Source organism: Streptosporangium sandarakinum, assembly GCF_050942225.1.
Classification (GTDB): Bacteria; Actinomycetota; Actinomycetes; order Streptosporangiales; family Streptosporangiaceae; genus Streptosporangium; species Streptosporangium nondiastaticum.
The window spans coordinates 2441079-2460096 of record NZ_CP192034.1; the positions used below are offsets into that span (position 1 = coordinate 2441079).

Genomic DNA, 19018 nt, shown 5'->3' on the forward strand with positions numbered 1-19018 from the left:
CGGTGAAGCGGTGGTGGGACGCGATGCTGGGCCGTACCGAGCCGGAGCAGCCGGACCTGGACGCGCTGTTCGCGCTGCCGTCGGCGGCGGTGACGTTGCAGGCGGCGACCGGGCTGGCGCCGACCGGACACGGGTCGGTCTGCTTCCGCTCCGCTGAGGGTGAGGCGTTCAACCGGCTGCAGGAGGAGGTCGTGGACCTGCTCGCCGCCGGGAACGGCCCGGCGGTCGAGGAGACGCAGGACCCCTACGGCTACACCTGGCTGTTCGTGCGCCATTCGCCCGACCGGCTCGGCGAGCTGGTCACCGACCTGCACGCGGTCAACTCCTCGCTGGAGTCGGCGGGGTTCGGCCCGTCCCTGCTGTGCTCGCTGGTCTGCTTCTCCGCCCCGACCGGCCGTGGCCTGGCGCTGGTCTACCTGTACAAGCGCGGCACCTTCTACCCGTTCGCCCCCCTGTCGGGGCAGCACCGCGACGGCGCACTGGAACTCCAGGTGCGCGCCGCGCTGGGGGACGAGCTGCCCGTCGAGCCCGACCTCGACCGCTGGTTCCCCCTCTGGGGCGCCCCGGGCCTTTAGGGCTGTTCCTCGAATCAGGTCCGGAGCCGGCGGAAGGCGGTGGACGTGAGTGGCGTGGCCCGCTCGCCAGGACCGGGCGCGGCCCGCGGAGTCCGTTAAAGCAATCGCTTGACTTACGACGACCCGCGTTGATTACCTGGACATGACAAAGGGGAGCGCCGGTGCGTCACGTCGGAAGTCAATGAGCGCGGTCCGGGCCGAGCGGCTCAACGCCACCCGTGAGCAGATCATGACCGCCGCCGAGCGGCTGTTCGCCGAGCAGGGCGTGTCGGCCGTCTCCAACCGCCAGATCAGCCTGGCCGCCGGTCAGGGCAACAACGCCGCCGTCGGTTACCACTTCGGCACCAAGGCCGACCTGGTCCGCGCCATCGTGCGTAAACGCACCGACGACGTCGAACTGCTGCGCCGCCGCATGCTGGCCGAGATCGAGGGCTCCGCCGACGTGCGCGACTGGGTCGGCTGCCTGGTCCGCTCGCTCACGGAGTACCTGGCCGGTCTCGGCGCCCCCACCTGGTACGCCCGCTTCGCCGCCCAGGTGATGACCGATCCCGCCCTGCGCCAGATCATGAGCGAGGAGGCGCTGACCTCGCCGACCCTGCAACGCGTCGTGGACGGCCTGCGGCGCTGCCTGCCCCGGCTGACCCCCGAGGTGCGCGCCGAACGTGCCGACATGGCCAGCCGGCTCATCGTGCACATGTGCGCTGAGCGGGAGCGCGCCCTCGCCGAAGGCCGTCCCACCGTACGGCCGAGCTGGCACGACGCCGCGACCGGGCTGATCGACGTGGTCACGGCGATCTGGACGGCCCCCGCCACCACCGCCCCGGCGGGCCGGCCCCATCGAACGGAAGGAACACCGTCATGACGGCCATCCCTGACCAGGACACACCCGGCACCCTGCCCGAGTTCCCCGGAGTCAGGGCGGCGGCGTGCCCGTTCGACCCGCCGCCGGCCCTGCAGGCGCTCCAGCGGGAGGCGCCGCTGACCCGGGTACGACTGCGCGACGGCGGCACCGCGTGGCTGGTCACCGGGTACGCCGAGCAGAAGGCGGTGCTGAGCCATCCGCAGGTCAGCTCCGACATCACCAGGCCCGGCTACCCGCTGCCGCTCCAAACCCCGAGGCGCCCCGACGGCTCGATCAGCTTCATCCTCATGGACGACCCCGAACACCACCGGTTGCGCCGCATGGTGCAAGGGGCTTTCACCGTCAAACGGGTCAAGACCATGCGTCCGGCCGTGCAGCGCATCGTTGACGGCCTCATCGACGACCTGCTGGCCGGCCCGAAGCCGGTGGATCTGGTGGAGTCGTTCGCGCTGCCGGTGCCGTCGCTGGTGATCTGCGAGCTGCTCGGCGTCCCGTACGCCGACCATGGTTTCTTCCAGGACAACAGCAGGATCGTCGTCAAGCGGGACGTGTCGTTCGAGGAGAGGGCGGCCGCGGGCGGGCGTCTGAGGCAGTACCTGGACGGGCTCGTCGGCGACAAGCTCGTCCATCCCGGCGACGATCTGCTGTCCCAGGTGGCCGCCAGGGTCACGGCGGGCGAGCTGACCCGGCAGGAGGCGGCCCAGATGGGCGTGCTGCTGCTCGTGGCCGGCCACGAGACCACCGCCAACATGATCGCGCTCGGTACTCTCGCGCTGCTCCGCCACCCCGAGCAGCTCGCCCTGCTGCGTGGGAGCGACGACCCCTCGCTTATCGCGGGCGCGGTGGAGGAGCTGCTGCGTTACCTGAACATCACCCACGGCGGACGCCGCCGGGTGGCGAAGGAGGACATCGACGTCGGCGGCCAGATCATCCGCGCGGGCGAGGGCATCATCGTGGCCAACGACATCGGCAACCGCGACCCCGAGGTCTTCCCCGCCCCGGACGAGCTGGACGTGCGCCGCGACGCCCACCGGCACGTGGCCTTCGGCTTCGGCGTCCACCAGTGCCTCGGCCAGCCCCTGGCCCGAATGGAGCTGCAGGTCGCCTATGACACCCTCTACAAGCGCATCCCCACCCTCGCCCTGGCCACCGAGTTCGAGAAGATCCCCTTCAAGCACGACGGTCAGGTGTACGGGGTGTACGAACTCCCCGTGACCTGGTGAAGACGTCACCGGCCCGAAATCTCCGGAGTGCGGTGCCTGCCACGCGCGGCGATGCGGGCCAGGCCGCCGCGCCGGCGGGAACACGCCGTAATCTGCTCCTCAAGACATGACAGGGCGCGCGGGCGGCTCCCCGGCGGGCCCGCCGCCCCGTGGTGCCATGACCCCATGATCAAGGTATTTCACGCCCTGGCCGCCGCCGCGGCGGCGGCCGCGATCGCCACGGCGGGCATGTGCGGCACGGCCCTGGCCGTCACCGATCCCGGCGTCGGCCCCGCCGTCGGAGCGGCGCGGGCGGCGGCGGACGACTACCCGCCGAAGGTCACGGTCATGGGGGAGGGCGAGCTGCTCGTCACCCCTGACATCATGCGGCTCAACGCCGGCGTCGAGGTGCGCACCGACACGCCGGGACAGGCCTTCTCCCAGGCCCGCCAGGCCGCCGCCAGGCTGACCCGGGCGCTGCTCGACGCGGGCATCGCCCCCAAGGACCTGCGGACCACCGAGCTCTCCCTCGCCCCGGTGTACGACGACTACCCGAAGATCGCCGGATACCGGGCGGCGCAGGGCGTCGAGGTCGTGGTGCGCGACCTGGACAACGCCGACAAGGCGGTGGACACGGTCGTCTCCGTCGGGCCCGAGGCCCGGCTGAACGGCGTCTCCTTCGAGCTCTCCGACAACAACGCCGCGCTGCGGGCCGCCCGGGACCGGGCGTTCGCCGACGCCAAGGCCCGCGCCCAGCAGTACGCGAGGCTGGCCGGCGGCACGCTCGGCGACGTCCTGACGATCAGGGAGCAGGACGTCACGCCGCCGCGGCCCATCATGTTCGCCGCCGCCGGGATGGCCGACCGCAGCTCGATCAGCCCGGGCCAGCAGAACGTCTCGGTGCACGTCCAGGTGGTCTACTCGATGATGGTGTAGCCGCCCGTCCCCGGCCGCCCGGGAAGCGGCGGCCGGGGACCTTCGCGGTGGCCGTGCCGGGCGCCGTCCCCGGCGGCTCCCGGACGGCCCCGGGGCCGTCAGGGCAGCGCGAGCATCCGGTCGAGGGCGACCTTCGCCCAGTGCGCGGTGTCGTCGTCGACCGTGATCTGGTTGACGACCTGCCCGGCGGCGAGGGACTCCAGCGCCCACACCAGGTGCGGCAGGTCGATCCGGTTCATCGTCGAGCAGTAGCAGACGGTCCGGTCGAGGAACGTGACGTTCTTGTCGGGGAACATCCGGGCGAGCCTCTTCACCAGGTTCAGCTCGGTGCCCACGGCCCAGGAGGAGCCCGCCGGCGCCCGCCGCAGCGTCTCGATGATGTACTCGGTGGAGCCGATGTGGTCGGCCTTGGTGACCACCTCGTGGCGGCACTCGGGGTGGACCAGCACGTTGACGCCGGGGATGCGCTCCCGGACGTCGTCGACGCACTCCGCGCTGAAGCGGCCGTGCACCGAGCAGTGCCCCTTCCACAGGATCATCTTGGCGTTCTCCAGCTGCCCGGCGGTCAGCCCGCCGTTCGGCCGGTGCGGGTTGTAGACGACGCAGTCGTCCAGGGACAGGCCCATCTCCAGCACCGCGGTGTTGCGCCCCAGGTGCTGGTCGGGCAGGAACAGCACCTTCTCGCCGCGGGAGAAGGCCCAGTCGAGGGCGCGCCGGGCGTTGGAGGAGGTGCACACGGCGCCGCCGTTGCGCCCGCAGAACGCCTTGATGTCGGCGCTGGAGTTCATGTAGGTGACCGGGACGGTGACGTCGGCGATCCCGGCGTCCTGCAGCGCCTCCCAGCACTCCTCGACCTGGTCGAAGGTGGCCATGTCGGCCATGGAGCAGCCGGCGGCGAGGTCGGGCAGGACGACCCTCTGCGCGTCGGAGGTGAGGATGTCGGCCGACTCGGCCATGAAGTGGACGCCGCAGAAGACGATGTACTCGGCGTCGGGCCGGGCGGCGGCCTCGCGGGCCAGCTTGAACGAGTCGCCGGTCACGTCGGCGAACTGGATGACCTCGTCGCGCTGGTAGTGGTGGCCCAGCACGAAGACCCGCTCGCCCAGCGCGGCCTTGGCCCGCCGGGCCCGCTCCACCAGCGCCGGGTCGGACGCGGGCGGCAGCTCGCCGGGGCAGTCGACACCGCGCTCGCTGTGCGGGTCGGTTCCCCGGCCGAGGACGAAGAGCGGAAGGCCGGTCTCGGTGGTCGTCACGACCACCACCCCCTTATCGTCGAAGTGACGACTAATGATGACACACGGCCGGGGGTTTTTGTTCCCGGGGGAGTCGATCGGGGTGAACGTCCTGATCGGGGGCGGTCACGGCCGTCCGGACGGGGCGGCGGCGGGAGACCGGAGCCCGCAGGAATGTGTAGGCCCGCGCGGGTGTTGGTAGCGTCTTAGTAGGACGTCAGAAACAGACAACCGTCCCGAACGGGCGGTTGACGCAGACGCGGGAGTCACCACATGTCGGTTGAGAGCAGCGAGACCACGGCGCAGGGCCTGATCCTCAGCGACGCCGCCGCCGCCAAGGTCAAGAGCCTGCTGGAGCAGCAGGGCGAGGAGGGGCTCCAGCTGCGCGTGGCCGTGCAGCCCGGCGGCTGCTCCGGCCTGCGTTACCAGCTCTTCTTCGACGACCGTTCGATGGACGGCGACATCGTCTCCGACTTCAACGGGGTCAGCGTGGTCACCGACCGGATGAGCGCCCCCTACCTCACGGGCGCGACGATCGACTTCGTCGACACGATCGAGAAGCAGGGCTTCACGATCGACAACCCCAACGCCACGGGCTCGTGCGCCTGCGGCGACTCTTTCAACTAGTCGCAATACGATGGCCCCGCCGGGTGAGCTGACTCACCCGGCGGGGCCGTCGTGTGTTCGCACGCCTGCAACCGCCCCCCGACCATGTTCCGGATGCCGACAACGAGGAGAAGAACCCCGTGCGCATCGCCGTCACCGGTTCCATCGCGACCGACCACCTGATGACCTTCCCGGGGCGCTTCAGCGACCAGCTGATCGCCGGCCAGCTCGATCGGGTGTCCCTGTCGTTCCTCGTGGACGACCTGCAGATCCGCCGTGGCGGCTGCGCGGCCAACATCGCCTTCGGCATGGGGTGCCTCGGCCTGCGGCCCATCCTCGTCGGCGCGGTCGGCGCCGACTTCGCCGACTACCGGTCCTGGCTGGAGCGGCACGGCGTCGACTGTGATTCCGTGCACACCTCCGAGCTGCACCACACGGCCCGGTTCCTGTGCACCACCGACGACGACCACAACCAGATCGCCTCCTTCTACACCGGCGCGATGGCCGAGGCGCGGCTGATCGAGCTCGGCCCGATCGCCGAGCGGCTCGGCGGCCTCGACCTGGTGCTGGTCGGCCCGAACGACCCCGACGCGATGCTGCGGCACACAGAGGAGGCCCGCCGGCGCGGCATCCCCTTCGCCGCCGACTTCTCCCAGCAGATCGCCCGCATGTCCGGCGACGACATCCGCCCGCTGCTGGACGGCGCCGCCTACCTGTTCAGCAACGACTACGAGAAGGGCATGATCGAGCAGAAGACCGGACTGTCCGCCGAGGAGGTCCTCGACCGCGTCGAGGTCCGCGTCACCACGCTCGGTCCCAAGGGCGTCGCGATCGAGCGCAGGGGTGAGCCGATCCTGCGCGTCCCGGCCGTCCCCGAGCTGGGCAAGGCCGACCCCACCGGCGTCGGCGACGGTTTCCGCGCCGGATTCCTGGCCGGCCTGGCCTGGGGCCTGTCCCTGGAGCGCTGCGGCCAGCTCGGCAACCTCACCGCCACCCACGTCCTGGAGCACGTCGGGGGGCAGGAGTACCGCCTCGGCCAGCGGGTCTTCCTCGACCGCTTCGCCGCCGCCTACGGCTCCGAGGCCGCCGACGAGATCTCCCGCCACGTGCGCTGCCAGCACCCCTAGGACCCGCTCCGCGGATCGCCCCGCGACGGGCGGGGCGATCCGCGGACGGGACCCGGTGGCTCAGTAGTTGCGCCGCACGTGGATGGCCCAGCCGCCCGAGGGGAGCTCGTGGCTGGCCACGTGGTGGTGCGACTTGAGGCGGCACCAGGCCGGGATGTCGGTGAACGCCGCGGGATCGTCGGCGAGGACCGACACGATCGCCTCGCGCGGGACGTCGTTGATCTGCTGGGCGAGCATGATGATCGGGATCGGGCACTTCTTGCCCAGCGCGTCGATGGTCAGCGCCGGGGGCTGCCCGGCCCCCTCCGCGGTCGTCTGGCCGGCCGTCATGTCACTTCACTCCCCGAAGAATGGTCAGTCACGGCTGCATTCCCGCGTCCTCGCGGATCCTCTTCACCATGTCCGGCAGGACGGCGAGGAAGCGGTCGACGTCCGCCGCGGAGGCTCCCCGGGGCAGCGACACCCGGAGGTTCCCGTGTGTCAGCACCCCCATGGCCTCCAGAACATGCGACGGGCGAAGCGTGCTCGCCGTACACGAACTGCCGGACGACACGGCGAACCCCGCCCTATCCAACTCCGTCAACAGGGCTTCACCGTCCACGTAAAGACACGAAAAGGTGACAATGTGCGGGGCGCGGGCCACGGGGTCGCCGATGACCTCGACGTCCGGCACGGTCCTCGGCACCTCGCTCCTGATCCGGTCCACGAGCGCGGAGAGGCGGGCCGACTCCCGGGCCGCGTCGGCGGCGACGGCCCGCAGCGCGACGGCCGCGGCGATGATCGCCGGCACGTTCTCGAAACCCGGGACCCGCCGTCGCTCCCGGTCGTCCTCCGGCAGCGGGGAACGCCACCGGACGCCCTTGCGGACCGCCAGCACCCCGACCCCGGCCGGACCGCCCCACTTGTGCGCGCTCGCGGCCAGCACCGACCAGCCGGCGGGCACCGGCGCCCGGCCGACGGTCTGCGCGGCGTCCACCAGCAGCGGCACGCCCGCTTCGGCGCACGCGGCCGCCGCCTCGGCGACCGGCTGCAGGGTGCCCACCTCGTGGTTGGCGCTCTGCAGGCAGGCCAGGGCGGTGCCCTCGACCCCGGCGGCCGCGCCGAAGGCGGCCGGGTCGACCGCGCCGGCCCGGTTCACGCCCACGGTCTCGACCGTGCCGCCGTCGCGCTCGTGCAGCGCGGCGGCGTGCAGCACCGCGGAGTGCTCCACCGCGGAGACCACCAGGCGGCGGCCCGCGCGGCGGCGGCCCAGAAGCGCGCCGAGCACGCCCAGGTGCACCGCCTGGGTGCCGGAGGCGGTGAAGGAGACCTCGTCGGGCCGGGCGCCGATCACCTCGGCGACCTCGGCGCGCGCCTGTTCCAGTAACATCCTTGCGCGGCGGGCCGGGCCGTACAGCCGAGCCGGGTCGGCCCAGCCGGCGTCGAGCGCCTCGATCAGCGCCTCGCGCGCCTGAGGATGCAACGGTTCGGTGGAGGCCGCGTCGAAGTACGCCATTCCTCAATCGTCGCACCGCGTGGTGGAACCGGGGGCTGCGCGGGGGGGCGAGCCGGGTCCGCGCTAGTGTGTCCTCCAGCGTAAAGCTGTGAACTACGAGTTGTTAATACGAACAAACGACCGCCCAGGAGTGACTTCTGGGCTTCATCTGTGGGGTAGGCGATCCGTGAGTCCGACCCGCCGTTCTGCACGGCGTCCGTTGGCCCGCCGCCGGGTGCCACGCGCTGCCGCTCTGGCGCTGCTGCTGGTGTCCGCGACGGCGTGCAGTGCCGATGAGTGGAAGCGTGCCGGCATGCCCGTCGGCGTCACCAAGCAGGCCGAGACGGTCCAGAGTCTGTGGAACGGATCCTGGATCGCCGCTCTCGCCACCGGTGTGGTCGTGTGGGGCCTGATCCTGTGGTCCGCGGCCTTCCACCGTAAGAGGAAGAACTCGAAGGAGGAGCTGCCTCCCCAGGTCCGCTACAACCTCCCGATCGAGATCCTCTACACGGTGGTCCCGATCATCATGGTCGGCGTGTTCTTCTACTTCACCGCCCGGGACGAGACCTACATCGACAAGATGTCCGGCAAGCCGGACGTGAAGGTGAAGGTCGAGGCGTTCCAGTGGAGCTGGCGCTTCACGACCGACTACAACGGCAAGCAGGTGCAGACCGTCGGCCGGCCGGTCAGCGACTACACCGACGGCCCCCAGCTGTGGCTCCCGGCCGGAAAGAAGGTCGAGTTCGAGCTGCAGTCGCCGGACGTCATCCACTCCTTCTGGGTGCCGGCCTTCCACTTCAAGCGTGACGTGATCCCGGGCGTGGTGAACAGGTTCGAGGTCGACACGCTGAACGTTGACAAGCCCACCGTTCTCGCCGGCCGATGCGCCGAGCTGTGCGGTGTGGACCACAGTCGCATGCTGTTCTCGGTGAAGCTCGTTCCCCAGGCCGAGTTCGACCAGTACGTCGCTAGTCAGGCGGGTGCCCAGTGACCGCACTTAACGAACCCCTCACCTCCATGCCGGTGCCGGACCGCAAGGGCTCCGTCATCGTGAAGTGGCTGTCCTCCACCGATCACAAGATCATTGGGCACCTCTACCTGATCACTTCGTTCGTGTTCTTCCTGATCGGCGGCGTGATGGCGCTGATCATGCGGGCGGAGCTGGCCCAGCCGGGTCTGCAGGTGACCACCAACGAGCAGTTCAACCAGCTGTTCACCATGCACGGCACGGTGATGCTGCTCATGTTCGCCACGCCGCTGTTCGCCGGCTTCGCCAACGAGCTGATGCCGCTGCAGATCGGCGCGCCGGACGTGGCCTTCCCCCGGCTGAACATGGTGAGCTACTGGCTGTTCACCTTCGGCAGCCTCATCGCCCTGTCGGGCTTCCTCACCCCGGGCGGCGCCGCCGACTTCGGCTGGTTCGCCTACACCCCGCTGTCGAACGCGATCAGCTCGCCCGGCATCGGCGGCGACCTGTGGATCATGGGCCTGACCATCTCCGGTCTGGGCACGATCCTCGGCTCGGTGAACTTCATCACCACGGTCGTCACCATGCGCGCCCCCGGCATGACCATGTTCCGCATGCCGCTGTTCACCTGGAACGTCCTGCTCACCTCGATCCTGGTGCTGATGGCCTTCCCGGTGCTCGCCGCCGCCCTGCTGGCCCTGGAGGCCGACCGCAAGTTCGGCGCGCAGATCTTCGCCACCGAGACCGGCGGCCCGATCCTGTGGCAGCACCTGTTCTGGTTCTTCGGCCACCCCGAGGTGTACATCATCGCGCTGCCGTTCTTCGGCATCGTGACCGAGGTCATCCCGGTCTTCAGCCGCAAGCCGCTGTTCGGCTACATCGGCCTGGTCGGCGCGACCATCGTCATCGCCGGCCTGTCGATCACCGTGTGGGCGCACCACATGTTCCCGACCGGCCAGGTCCTGCTGCCGTTCTTCTCGTTCATGACGTTCCTGATCGCGGTCCCGACCGGTGTGAAGTTCTTCAACTGGATCGGCACCATGTGGCGGGGCCACCTGTCGTTCGAGTCGCCGATGCTGTTCGCGGTCGGCTTCCTGGTCACCTTCCTCTTCGGTGGCCTGACCGGCGTCATCCTCGCCTCGCCGCCGCTGGACTTCCAGGTGTCGGACTCCTACTTCGTGGTGGCGCACTTCCACTACGTCGTCTTCGGCACCGTGGTGTTCGCGATGTTCTCCGGCTTCTACTTCTGGTGGCCGAAGTTCACCGGAAAGATGCTGGACGACCGGCTGGGCAAGTGGCACTTCTGGACGCTGTTCATCGGCTTCCACACCACCTTCCTGGTGCAGCACTGGCTGGGCGCCGAGGGCTTCCCGCGCCGCTACGCCGACTACAGCCCGATCGACGGCTTCACCGACCTGAACATGATCTCCTCGGTCGGCGCCTTCATCCTCGGCGCCTCCACGCTGCCGTTCCTCTACAACGTCTGGAAGACGGCCAAGTACGCGCCGAAGGTCACGGTGGACGACCCGTGGGGTTACTGCAACTCCCTGGAGTGGGCGACCTCCTGCCCGCCGCCGCGGCACAACTTCACCTCGCTGCCGCGCATCCGCTCCGAGCGTCCGGCCTTCGACCTCAAGTACCCGCACGTGACCGCTCCCCGTGAGCTGGAGGACGCCCGATGAAGGTTCAGGGCTGGTTGTTCATCCTCTGCGGCGTCTTCTTCGCCGCGGTGGACGTCGTCTACTGGTACTGGTCCAAGGAACCGGTCGGCACGACGGCGATGGCCATCTCGGTGGGCTTCGCCTTCATGATCGGCTACTACCTGATGTACACCGCCCGCCGCATCGGTGACCAGCCCGAGGACAACAAGCAGGGTGAGATCGCCGACGGCGCCGGAGAGCTCGGCTTCTTCAGCCCGCACAGCTGGTGGCCGCTGTTCGTCTGCCTGGCCGTCGCGCTCACCGCGGTCGGCCTGGTCATCGGCTGGTGGCTGTTCATGATCGGCGTCTTCGCGGTCATCATGAGCATGATCGGCTTCGTCTTCGAGTACTACCGGGGGCACTTCTCCCACTGACCGGCCCCGCCGGTCCCCGACCCCGCGCGACCCGGCCTCCGCGAACCCCCGCCACAGCGGGGACCCGCGGAGGCGGGACCTGGAAGCGGGCCACGGAAAGTTTCCGTGGCCCGCTTTTTGGCGTTTGTTAGCTGCACAAGACGGATGTCCTCCGTAGTGATCCCCTTACTCCGGGTAATAACTGAATTAGTGGTTCAGTACCGGGACAGGGAGTTCATGTGCGGCAGGCGATCCTTAGTCCGATATGGGGGGTGAGCCTGCTGGCCCTGGCGCTGGCGGCCGCCTCCTGCTCGGACAGCACCTCCACCCGGACGGCGGGCACGCCGGGCGCCACGCCGCGCGCCGACGCCGCCGTCGCCGTGACCCCTCTCAACGGGGCGGTCAACGTGCCGACCGACGCGACCATCCTGGTCTCCGCGCGCGGCGGCACCCTGAAGGACGTCACCGTCGCGGGCCGGAAGGGTCCCCTGCCGGGCGCGCTGAGCGCCGACGGCACCCGCTGGCACAGCTGGGGCACGATCCCGCCGGGGGGCTCCTACCGGGTCACGGTGACCGCGGTGAACCCCGACGGGAAGCTCACCCAGACCACCAGCTCCTTCTCGACGGTCAAGGCCCAGGAGGCCTTCTCGATCGAGAGCGTCCAGCCGAACAAGGACGACACCGGGCTGACCGTCGGCGTCGGCATGCCGATCATGCTCACCTTCGACAAGCCGATCACCGACCGCGTCTCGGTCGAGCGGAACCTGGTGGTCACCGCGTCCAAGCCGGTCTCCGGCGCCTGGCACTGGTTCGACGACAAGACCGTGCACTTCCGCCCCAAGACCTTCTGGCCGGCCCACACCAAGGTCAGGCTGGAGGCCCGCCTCGCCGGGGTCCGCGGCGGCAAGGGCCTGTACGGCAAGCGGAACCTCACGCTGGACTTCAAGGTCGGCCGCTCGCAGATCACCCGGGGCAGCACCGACACCCACTACCTGACCGTCAGGCGTGACGGCAGGAAGGTGCGGGTGATGCCGATGAGCGCCGGCCAGGGCGGCGTGTGGAAGTACTACACGACCAGCGGCATCCACCTGGCCATGTCGCGCGAGAACGTCACGGTCATGACCTCGCCCGGGATCGGCCCCGGCGAGTCGGGCTACTACCAGATGACCGTCTACGACACCGTGCGGATCTCCAACAGTGGCGAGTACGTCCACGCCGCGCCCTGGTCGGTCGGCTCACAGGGCAACTCCAACGTCAGCCACGGCTGCGTCAACGTCAGCCCGGCGGACGCCAAGTGGTTCCTCGACAACACGCTGATCGGCGACCCGATCATCATCACCGGCTCGCCGCGCCCGCTGGAGCCCACCAACGGCTGGGGCCAGTGGCAGGAGAACTGGAAGGAATGGCTGAAGTGGAGCAGCACCAAGCACTTCGTCACCGAGGAGCTGTGACCACCCGCCGGACGCCCTGAGCGGGCCGTACGGGCGACCGCCGCCCCGCCCCGGACAAGAGGGCCGGTGAGCCCGTACGGACGTCCTGGGCGGGCCTCGGGGGCCGGGTCCCGATCGAGGGGCCGGTGAGCCCGTACAGGCGCCCCGGGCGGCCGTGGGGGCGCCCTCGGTCCAAGGACCCCGCGGGACGCCGGCGGAAGAGCCCTGAGAGACCCTGTGGAGACGGAGAAGGGCCCGGACACCGTGGCGGTGTCCGGGCCCTTCTGCCGTGGCGGATCAGCGGTGGGTCAGTGGGTGAGGGACCTGTCCTCGCCCGACCCGATCGCGGCGTGCTCCTCGCCGTGGCCGTGGCCGTCGTCCAGCGGGATCTTCTCGCCGCCGTAGGCCCGGCTCAACTTGACGCGGAGCCTGCCGAGCGGGCCGCGCAGCTGCTTGGGCGGCACGCCGTCGCGCTCGCCGTCGCCGTCGGCACCGGGGAGCACAGGGACCGGCGCCTTGCCGCGCACGTGGGCCTCCATGACCGGGTTCGGCGGGACGTGGACCTCGATGTACTCACCGTTGGGCAGGCGCTTGATGACGCCCGACTCCACGCCGTGCCCGATGACCGCGGCGTCGCTGCGCTGCAGGCCGAGGCAGATCCGGTAGGTGACGTAGTAGGCGATCGCCGGGCCGAGGAAGACCATCACCCGGCCGACGTAGGTGGTCGCGTTCAGCGAGATGTGGAAGAACGAGGCCAGCTCGTCGTTGGCGCCCAGCAGCCACAGGACACCGTAGAAGGTGACCGCCGCCATGCCGATCGAGGTGCGGTGCGGGTTGTTGCGGGGCCGGTCGGCGATGTGGTGCTCGCGCCGGTCGCCGGTGACCCACTGCTCGATGAACGGGTACAGCGCCAGGCCCGTCATGATGATCCCCATCGGGACCAGCGCCGGGATCAGCACGCTCATCGGCAGGGTGAAACCGGCGATGTTGATCTCCCACGGGGGCATCAGGCGGAGGGAACCCTCCAGGAAGCCCATGTAGAAGTCCGGCTGCGAACCCGCCGAGATGTCCGCCGGGGTGTAGGGGCCGAACAACCAGATCGGGTTGATCTGGGCGAAGGCGCCCAGCAGCGCGATGACGCCGAAGGTGAACATGGTGTAGGCGCCGGCCTTGACCATGAAGGCGGGGTAGAACGGGGCGCCGACGACGTTCTCGTTCGTCCGGCCCTTGCCCGGCATCTGGGTGTGCTTCTGCACCCACATCAGGATCAGGTGGGCGGAGATGAGCGCCAGGAGGATGCCCGGGATGAGCAGGATGTGCAGCGAGTAGAACCGGGAGATCACGTCCTCGCCGGGGTACTCGCCGCCGAAGAGGAAGAACGTGATCCAGGTGCCGACCAGCGGCAGCGAGATCGCCACACCCTCGGTGATCCGCAGACCGGCGCCGGAGAGCAGGTCGTCGGGGAGGGAGTAGCCGGTCAGGCCCTCGAACAGGGCCAGAGTCAGCAGCAGGACGCCGATCAGCCAGTTCAGCTCACGCGGCTTGCGGTACGCACCGGTGAAGAACACGCGGAGCGAGTGCACCATCATGCCGCCGACGAACAGCAGGGCCGCCCAGTGGTGCATCTGCCGCATCAGCAGGCCGCCGCGCACGTCGAAGCTGATGTGCAGCGTCGAAGCGTACGCCTCGGACATCATGATGCCCTTGAGCGGCTCGTAGGAGCCCTCGTAGGGGACCTCGCCCATGCTGGGCTTGAAGAAGAACGTCAGGAACGTGCCGGTCAGCAGCAGGACGATGAACGAGTAGAGGGCGATCTCACCCAGCAGGAAGGACCAGTGGTCGGGGAAGATCTTCCTCAGGTTGCGCCTGAGGAAGTTTCCGCCGCCCAGGCGGTCGTCGAGGAAGGAACTCGTTCCCGCGATGGGCTTCGGAACGGTCGTGATGCTCACGCGTGGCCTCCGTTCTCACGGACCTCGGCCTCGGCGTCCCCGCGCTCCCAGAAGCTGGGACCGGGCGGGACGGAGAAGTCCGCCGTGGCGACGAGGAAGCCCTCCTCGTCGACGTCGATGGGGAGCTGGGGCAGAGGCCGGGCCGCCGGGCCGAAGATCACCTTGGCGCCGTCGGCGGCGTCGAAGGTGGACTGGTGGCACGGGCACAGGATGTGGTGCGTGGTCTGCTCGTACAGGGCCGCGGGGCAGCCGACGTGCGTGCAGATCTTCGAGTACGCCACGATGCCCTGGGGCGCCCAGTTCAGGTTCGTGCCGGACTTGAGCTCCTCCGGCCGGAACTTGAGCAGGATCAGCGTGGCCTTGGCCAGCGCGTTCAGGTCGTGCTCGTACCCTTCGGGGACCACGGAGAGGATGCCGCCGGGGGAGTTGAAGTCCGCCGCGCGGATCGGCGCGCCGGTGCCCTCGACGACGAGCCTGCGAGGCTTGCCGTCCTTGGTCTTCTCGCCCCAGACGGTGTGCCGGAGCTTCTCGGGGAAGTCGCTGTAGCGGGGGCCGAGGTCGCGCAGGACGACCAGCGGCACCAGGCCCAGCGGGGCCGCGGCGAGCAGCAGCGTACGGCGCAGCAACGGCCGCTTGACGAAGCCGCTCTCGTCGACGCCGTGCTTGAACGTCTCGGTGACGTACTCGCGGGTCCGGTCGTCGGAGGCCATCGGGTGGCGCTCCTGGACCATGTTGTACTTCGGCATGACCAGGCGGACCCAGACCACCATGCCGGCGGCCATGGCCAGCAGCGCGAGGGCGAGCGAGCCGCCCAGGGCCACGTTGGAGGTGCGCGCGGAGTCGATGTCCCCGACCTGGAAGACCACGTAGGAGACGATGAAGGCGATGCCCCCGAGCAGGGTCAGGAGGAAACAGAAGGCGGCGATCCGCTCGCCCTTCCTCGCGGTCGCCTCGCTCTGCGGGACGACCCCGGGGACACCCTGGTCCCCGGGGTGCTCGTCGCCGCCGAGCACGGACGTGCTCGTGGCGGGCGAGGGAGTGCCGATCACGCGCTTGGGGACGCGGCCCTCGGGCTGTTCGATGTCGTGGTTGTTGTCAGTCATTTGGCCTGTCGCTTCTTCGCGGTGATCCAGATGGCGGCCAGGACGAGCAGGCTGAGACCGACGATCCAGGCCGTCAGACCCTCGGTGACCGGGCCGATGCGGCCGAGACCCGCGCCGCCCGGGTCGACCTGGCTGCGGACGCCCGTGATGTAGGCGATCATGTCCCGCTTCTGCTCGGGCGTGATGATGCTGTCGTTGAACACCGGCATGGCCTGCGGGCCGGTGATCATGGCCTCGTAGATCTGCGTCGGGGTGGACTCCGTCAGGTTCGGGGCGTACTTGCCCCGGGTCAGAGCGCCACCGGCGCCGACGAAGTTGTGGCACTGGATGCAGTTCGCCCGGAACAGCTCACCGCCCTTGGCCGGGTCGCCCTTGGCCGGGTCGACCTGCTCGGCCGCGGGAACGGTGGGGCCGCCGCCCAGCGACTCGACGTAGGCCGAGAGCTGGCGGATGGTCGTCTCGTTGACCCACGGGGGCGGCGGCTTGCGCGGCGCCTGGGCCTCGGGCCTGGCCAGCGGCATGCGCCCGCTGCTGACCTGGAAGTCGACGGCCGCGGCGCCGACGCCGACCAGCGACGGAGCCACGTTGCTGCCTTCGGCGTTGAAACCGTGGCAGCTGGCGCAGCTCTGCTGGAAGAGCTTCTTGCCCTCGGCTACGTCGTCGGCCCGGCCCGCCGCGATGGAGGCGTCGGCACGCCCCGTCGTCGAGGCCACGAAGGTGTAGATACCTCCGAGCAGCCCGAGAGCCAGAAGCAGGACGGCGTATCTCGCGAGGGGATGCCGCCGTCCAGCGGTGATCCTAGTCACAGAGATCCCCGATTCCTTAGTGAATGCCGTAGATGGTCACGAAAAGGCCAATCCAGACCACGTCGACGAAGTGCCAGTAGTAGGACACGACGATCGCGCTGGTCGCCTGCTCACGGGTGAAGCGCTTCGCGGCGTACGTGCGTCCCAGCATGAAGAGGAACGCGATCAGTCCACCGGTCACGTGAAGGCCGTGGAAGCCCGTGGTCAGGTAGAACACCGAGTCGTACGCGGAGTGCGACAGGGTGTGCCCCTCGTGGACCAGCTGGCTGTACTCGTACAGCTGGCCGCCGACGAACACGGCGCCCATCAGGAAGCTGACGATGTACCAGAAGCGCAGCTTGGCGACCTGGCCCTTCTCGGCTGCCCACACGCCAAGCTGGCAGGTCACACTCGACAGAACCAGGATGATCGTGTTGACCAGCGAGAACTGGACGTTCAGATGAGCCTCGGGCCAGGGCATGCCCCGGCCGATGCTCACTGACCGGATGGTGAAGTACATCGCGAACAGCGCCGCGAAGAACATGAGCTCGGAGGACAGCCAGACGATCGTCCCCACGCTGACCAGGTCGGGCCTGCGGGACGAGTGTGCTGTCGTCGTCGTTGAGATTGCGGATGCTGTCGCCACGCCCAGCATTATTGCGGCTCCCCTGCTCGGGTCGCCGCACGGCCCCCCGATAGGGGCCTCGAATGCCACTGTAAACAGGACGAACAGAGTTTTCCGTCCGTCAGTGCCTCCGCCCTGGGATCGCGGGCGAGGTGACCGGTAGCATCCCAGGTGACCATACATCGACAAGGGATGAGTGAGCGCAGACCGTGAGCACCGACGACAAGATGAGGGTCCTCGTCTACAGCGACGACGCCGCCACCCGGGAGAAGGTGCGGCAGGCCATCGGCAGGCGCCCGGCCGCCGACGTGCCCCTCGTGGAGATCGTGGAGTGCGCCACCCACGCCAAGGTCGTCCAGCACTTCGACTCCGGCGAGATCGACGTGGCGGTGCTCGACGCGGAGGCCCAGCCGGCCGGCGGCATGGGGGTGGCCCGCCAGGCCAAGGACGAGGTCTACGACTGCCCGCCGATCTGCCTGCTGATCGCCCGCCGGGACGACCGCTGGCTGGCGGAGTGGTCGCGGGCCGACGCCGTCGTGCCGCAGCCGATCGACCCGGTGACGCTCGCCGACGCCATCGCCGGCCTGATGCGCCGGCGGCTGTCCGGCCGTCTGACCGCCCACTGACCCATCCGCTGGAGACCTCTCATGGACGCGCGCACCACCTGGCCCGCGCTGCTGTCGGCCCTGATCGCCGGTGAGCACCTGACGGCGGACGAGACCGCCTGGGCGATGAACGAGATCATGTCCGGTACGGCCACGCCCGCGCAGGTCGCCGGCTTCGCCGTGGCGCTGCGGGCCAAGGGGGAGACGGTCGCGGAGGTGACCGGCCTGGCGCGCACGATGCTGGAGCACGCCACGCCGCTGACCGTCGAGGGCCGCGTCGTCGACATCGTCGGCACCGGCGGCGACCGCGCCCACACCGTCAACGTCTCCACGATGGCCGCGATCGTGGCCGCCGCCGCGGGTGCGCGGGTCGTCAAGCACGGCAACCGCTCGGCGTCCTCCTCCGTGGGCGCCGCCGACGTGCTGGAGCACCTCGGGATCGTGCTCGACCTGCCGCCCGCCGCCACCGCCCGGCTGGCCGCCGAGGTGGGCATCGCCTTCTGCTTCGCGGCCTTCTACCACCCGGCGCTGCGCTTCGCCGGTCCGGCCCGCAAGGAGCTGGCCGTCCCGACGGTCTTCAACTTCCTGGGCCCGCTGACCAACCCGGCCCGGCCCCAGGCCCAGGCGATCGGCATCTTCGAGCCGCGCATGCTCCCGGTGATCGCCGGCGTGTTCGCCGAGCGCGGGGTGTCGGCGCTGGTCTTCCGGGGCGACGACGGGCTGGACGAGCTCACCACCGCCACCACCTCCACGGTCTGGGTGGTGCGCGACGGCGACGCCACGCAGACCGTCTTCGACCCGGCCGTGCTGGGCATCCCCAGGTCGGCCCCGGACGCGCTGCGCGGCGGCGACGTGGTCTTCAACGCCCAGGCCGTCCGCGACCTGGTCGGCGGCAGGACCGGGCCGGTCCGCGACGCGGTGCTGCTCAACGCCGCCGCCGCGCTGGTCGCCCACGACGGCCCGGGTGACGACCTGGACGCCGCGATGACGGCCGCCTACGCCCGCGCCGTGGAGGCCGTCGACTCCGGCGCCGCCGCCGCCCTCCTCGACCGCTGGATCGCCGCCAGCCGGTCACTGAAGCGGGTCTGAGCCCCGGGCCGGCCCCCGTGGGCCGGGCCCGCGCCCGGCCGGGAGCCCGGCCCCGGACCCGCCGGCCGGCCCCGGATCGCGGGAGCCGGCCGGGGAGACGTCAGTCGGACTCGCCGAGGCCGATCGAGAAGGCGGCGTCGAGGTCGTGCCGGGAGTAGGTGCGGAAGGCGACGTTGGTCTCGGTGTGCAGCACCCCGGGCACCTTGTTGATCCGGCCCGGGATGACCTCGGCGATCTCCTCGTAGGAGGGGACGCGCACCATCGCCATCAGGTCGTACTCGCCGGTTATGGAGTACACCTCGCTCACCCCGTCGAGCTCGGCGATCGTCTGGGCGACCTCGGGGATCCGGTCCACCTCGGCGGTGATGTGCACGATCGCGGTGACCACGGGCTTCCTC

The 19018-nt window shown here is 70.0% G+C and carries 20 protein-coding genes; 12 read left to right on the forward strand and 8 right to left on the reverse strand.

Annotation, left to right across the window (positions count from 1 at the left end; genetic code table 11):
- The first annotated feature begins 2 nt into the window (after nucleotides 1-2).
- From pspAB to ACQP10_RS11475, 4 genes are all read left to right on the forward strand, one after another.
- A complete protein-coding gene (pspAB, locus tag ACQP10_RS11460) occupies nucleotides 3-575 on the forward strand; it encodes a PspA-associated protein PspAB (protein ID WP_433541329.1) in 573 nt (190 codons plus the stop codon).
- 181 nt (nucleotides 576-756) lie between these two features.
- The gene (locus ACQP10_RS11465) at nucleotides 757-1437 is read left to right on the forward strand and encodes a TetR/AcrR family transcriptional regulator (RefSeq protein WP_433541330.1); all 681 of its coding nucleotides are present in this window, start codon (nucleotides 757-759) and stop codon (nucleotides 1435-1437) included.
- Complete coding sequence (locus ACQP10_RS11470) at nucleotides 1434-2660, forward strand: cytochrome P450 (protein ID WP_433541331.1); 1227 nt, start codon at nucleotides 1434-1436, stop codon at nucleotides 2658-2660. Before ACQP10_RS11465 ends, ACQP10_RS11470 begins: the two co-directional genes overlap by 4 nt.
- Before the next feature lie 165 nt (nucleotides 2661-2825).
- Nucleotides 2826-3575 carry an SIMPL domain-containing protein gene (locus ACQP10_RS11475; protein ID WP_346020433.1) on the forward strand — a complete coding sequence of 250 codons (750 nt, stop codon included), beginning with the start codon at nucleotides 2826-2828 and terminating at the stop codon, nucleotides 3573-3575.
- Between the two features lie 98 nt (nucleotides 3576-3673).
- On the opposite strand, the gene nadA is transcribed toward ACQP10_RS11475, so the two are convergent.
- A complete protein-coding gene (nadA, locus tag ACQP10_RS11480) occupies nucleotides 3674-4828 on the reverse strand; it encodes a quinolinate synthase NadA (RefSeq protein ID WP_179818563.1) in 1155 nt (384 codons plus the stop codon).
- A gap of 252 nt (nucleotides 4829-5080) precedes the next feature.
- On the opposite strand from nadA, the gene erpA reads away from it, so the two are divergent.
- Together erpA and ACQP10_RS11490 are read left to right on the forward strand one after the other, a co-directional pair.
- Nucleotides 5081-5434, forward strand: a complete 354-nt coding sequence (gene erpA, locus ACQP10_RS11485; RefSeq protein ID WP_179818562.1) for an iron-sulfur cluster insertion protein ErpA — start codon at nucleotides 5081-5083, stop codon at nucleotides 5432-5434.
- Nucleotides 5435-5553: 119 nt separating this feature from the next.
- The gene (locus ACQP10_RS11490; RefSeq protein ID WP_346020432.1) at nucleotides 5554-6540 is read left to right on the forward strand and encodes a carbohydrate kinase family protein; all 987 of its coding nucleotides are present in this window, start codon (nucleotides 5554-5556) and stop codon (nucleotides 6538-6540) included.
- 60 nt (nucleotides 6541-6600) lie between these two features.
- On the opposite strand, the gene ACQP10_RS11495 is transcribed toward ACQP10_RS11490, so the two are convergent.
- A complete protein-coding gene (locus ACQP10_RS11495) occupies nucleotides 6601-6870 on the reverse strand; it encodes a sulfurtransferase TusA family protein (RefSeq protein ID WP_179818560.1) in 270 nt (89 codons plus the stop codon).
- A gap of 28 nt (nucleotides 6871-6898) precedes the next feature.
- Nucleotides 6899-8035, reverse strand: a complete 1137-nt coding sequence (locus ACQP10_RS11500; RefSeq protein WP_346020431.1) for a cysteine desulfurase family protein — start codon at nucleotides 8033-8035, stop codon at nucleotides 6899-6901.
- Between the two features lie 214 nt (nucleotides 8036-8249).
- Here ACQP10_RS11500 and ctaC point away from each other — a divergent pair, with 214 nt between their 5' ends.
- From ctaC to ACQP10_RS11520, 4 genes are all read left to right on the forward strand, one after another.
- Nucleotides 8250-9005: an aa3-type cytochrome oxidase subunit II gene (gene ctaC / locus ACQP10_RS11505; RefSeq protein WP_355645117.1), complete on the forward strand. Its 756-nt coding sequence runs from the start codon at nucleotides 8250-8252 to the stop codon at nucleotides 9003-9005.
- A 26-nt stretch (nucleotides 9006-9031) separates the two neighbouring features.
- Nucleotides 9032-10663, forward strand: coding sequence for an aa3-type cytochrome oxidase subunit I (gene ctaD / locus ACQP10_RS11510; RefSeq protein ID WP_399499807.1), 1632 nt, complete (start codon nucleotides 9032-9034; stop codon nucleotides 10661-10663).
- Nucleotides 10660-11055, forward strand: coding sequence for a cytochrome c oxidase subunit 4 (locus ACQP10_RS11515; RefSeq protein ID WP_179818557.1), 396 nt, complete (start codon nucleotides 10660-10662; stop codon nucleotides 11053-11055). The genes ctaD and ACQP10_RS11515 overlap by 4 nt, the downstream gene beginning before the upstream one ends.
- A gap of 251 nt (nucleotides 11056-11306) precedes the next feature.
- Nucleotides 11307-12485: a L,D-transpeptidase gene (locus ACQP10_RS11520; protein WP_346020429.1), complete on the forward strand. Its 1179-nt coding sequence runs from the start codon at nucleotides 11307-11309 to the stop codon at nucleotides 12483-12485.
- Between the two features lie 287 nt (nucleotides 12486-12772).
- On the opposite strand, the gene qcrB is transcribed toward ACQP10_RS11520, so the two are convergent.
- Genes qcrB through ctaE form a run of 4 tightly spaced genes read right to left on the reverse strand, consistent with a single transcriptional unit; the run spans nucleotide 12773 to nucleotide 16956 of the window.
- Nucleotides 12773-14413 carry a cytochrome bc1 complex cytochrome b subunit gene (gene qcrB, locus ACQP10_RS11525; RefSeq protein ID WP_346020428.1) on the reverse strand — a complete coding sequence of 547 codons (1641 nt, stop codon included), beginning with the start codon at nucleotides 14411-14413 and terminating at the stop codon, nucleotides 12773-12775.
- Nucleotides 14410-15516, reverse strand: a complete 1107-nt coding sequence (gene qcrA, locus ACQP10_RS11530; protein WP_399499622.1) for a cytochrome bc1 complex Rieske iron-sulfur subunit — start codon at nucleotides 15514-15516, stop codon at nucleotides 14410-14412. Before qcrA ends, qcrB begins: the two co-directional genes overlap by 4 nt.
- Nucleotides 15513-16322: a cytochrome bc1 complex diheme cytochrome c subunit gene (qcrC, locus tag ACQP10_RS11535; RefSeq protein ID WP_179818553.1), complete on the reverse strand. Its 810-nt coding sequence runs from the start codon at nucleotides 16320-16322 to the stop codon at nucleotides 15513-15515. The genes qcrA and qcrC overlap by 4 nt, the downstream gene beginning before the upstream one ends.
- 16 nt (nucleotides 16323-16338) lie before the next feature.
- The gene (gene ctaE, locus ACQP10_RS11540) at nucleotides 16339-16956 is read right to left on the reverse strand and encodes an aa3-type cytochrome oxidase subunit III (RefSeq protein WP_179818552.1); all 618 of its coding nucleotides are present in this window, start codon (nucleotides 16954-16956) and stop codon (nucleotides 16339-16341) included.
- A 197-nt stretch (nucleotides 16957-17153) separates the two neighbouring features.
- On the opposite strand from ctaE, the gene ACQP10_RS11545 reads away from it, so the two are divergent.
- Both ACQP10_RS11545 and trpD read left to right on the forward strand, forming a co-directional pair.
- On the forward strand, nucleotides 17154-17552 hold the full coding sequence (locus tag ACQP10_RS11545; RefSeq protein ID WP_179822795.1) for a response regulator transcription factor: 399 nt from the start codon (nucleotides 17154-17156) through the stop codon (nucleotides 17550-17552).
- Nucleotides 17553-17573: 21 nt separating this feature from the next.
- Nucleotides 17574-18620, forward strand: coding sequence for an anthranilate phosphoribosyltransferase (trpD, locus tag ACQP10_RS11550; RefSeq protein WP_346020426.1), 1047 nt, complete (start codon nucleotides 17574-17576; stop codon nucleotides 18618-18620).
- A 100-nt stretch (nucleotides 18621-18720) separates the two neighbouring features.
- Here trpD and ACQP10_RS11555 read toward each other — a convergent pair whose 3' ends face one another.
- Nucleotides 18721-19008: an Lrp/AsnC family transcriptional regulator gene (locus ACQP10_RS11555; protein WP_179818550.1), complete on the reverse strand. Its 288-nt coding sequence runs from the start codon at nucleotides 19006-19008 to the stop codon at nucleotides 18721-18723.
- Between the last annotated feature and the right edge of the window lie 10 nt (nucleotides 19009-19018).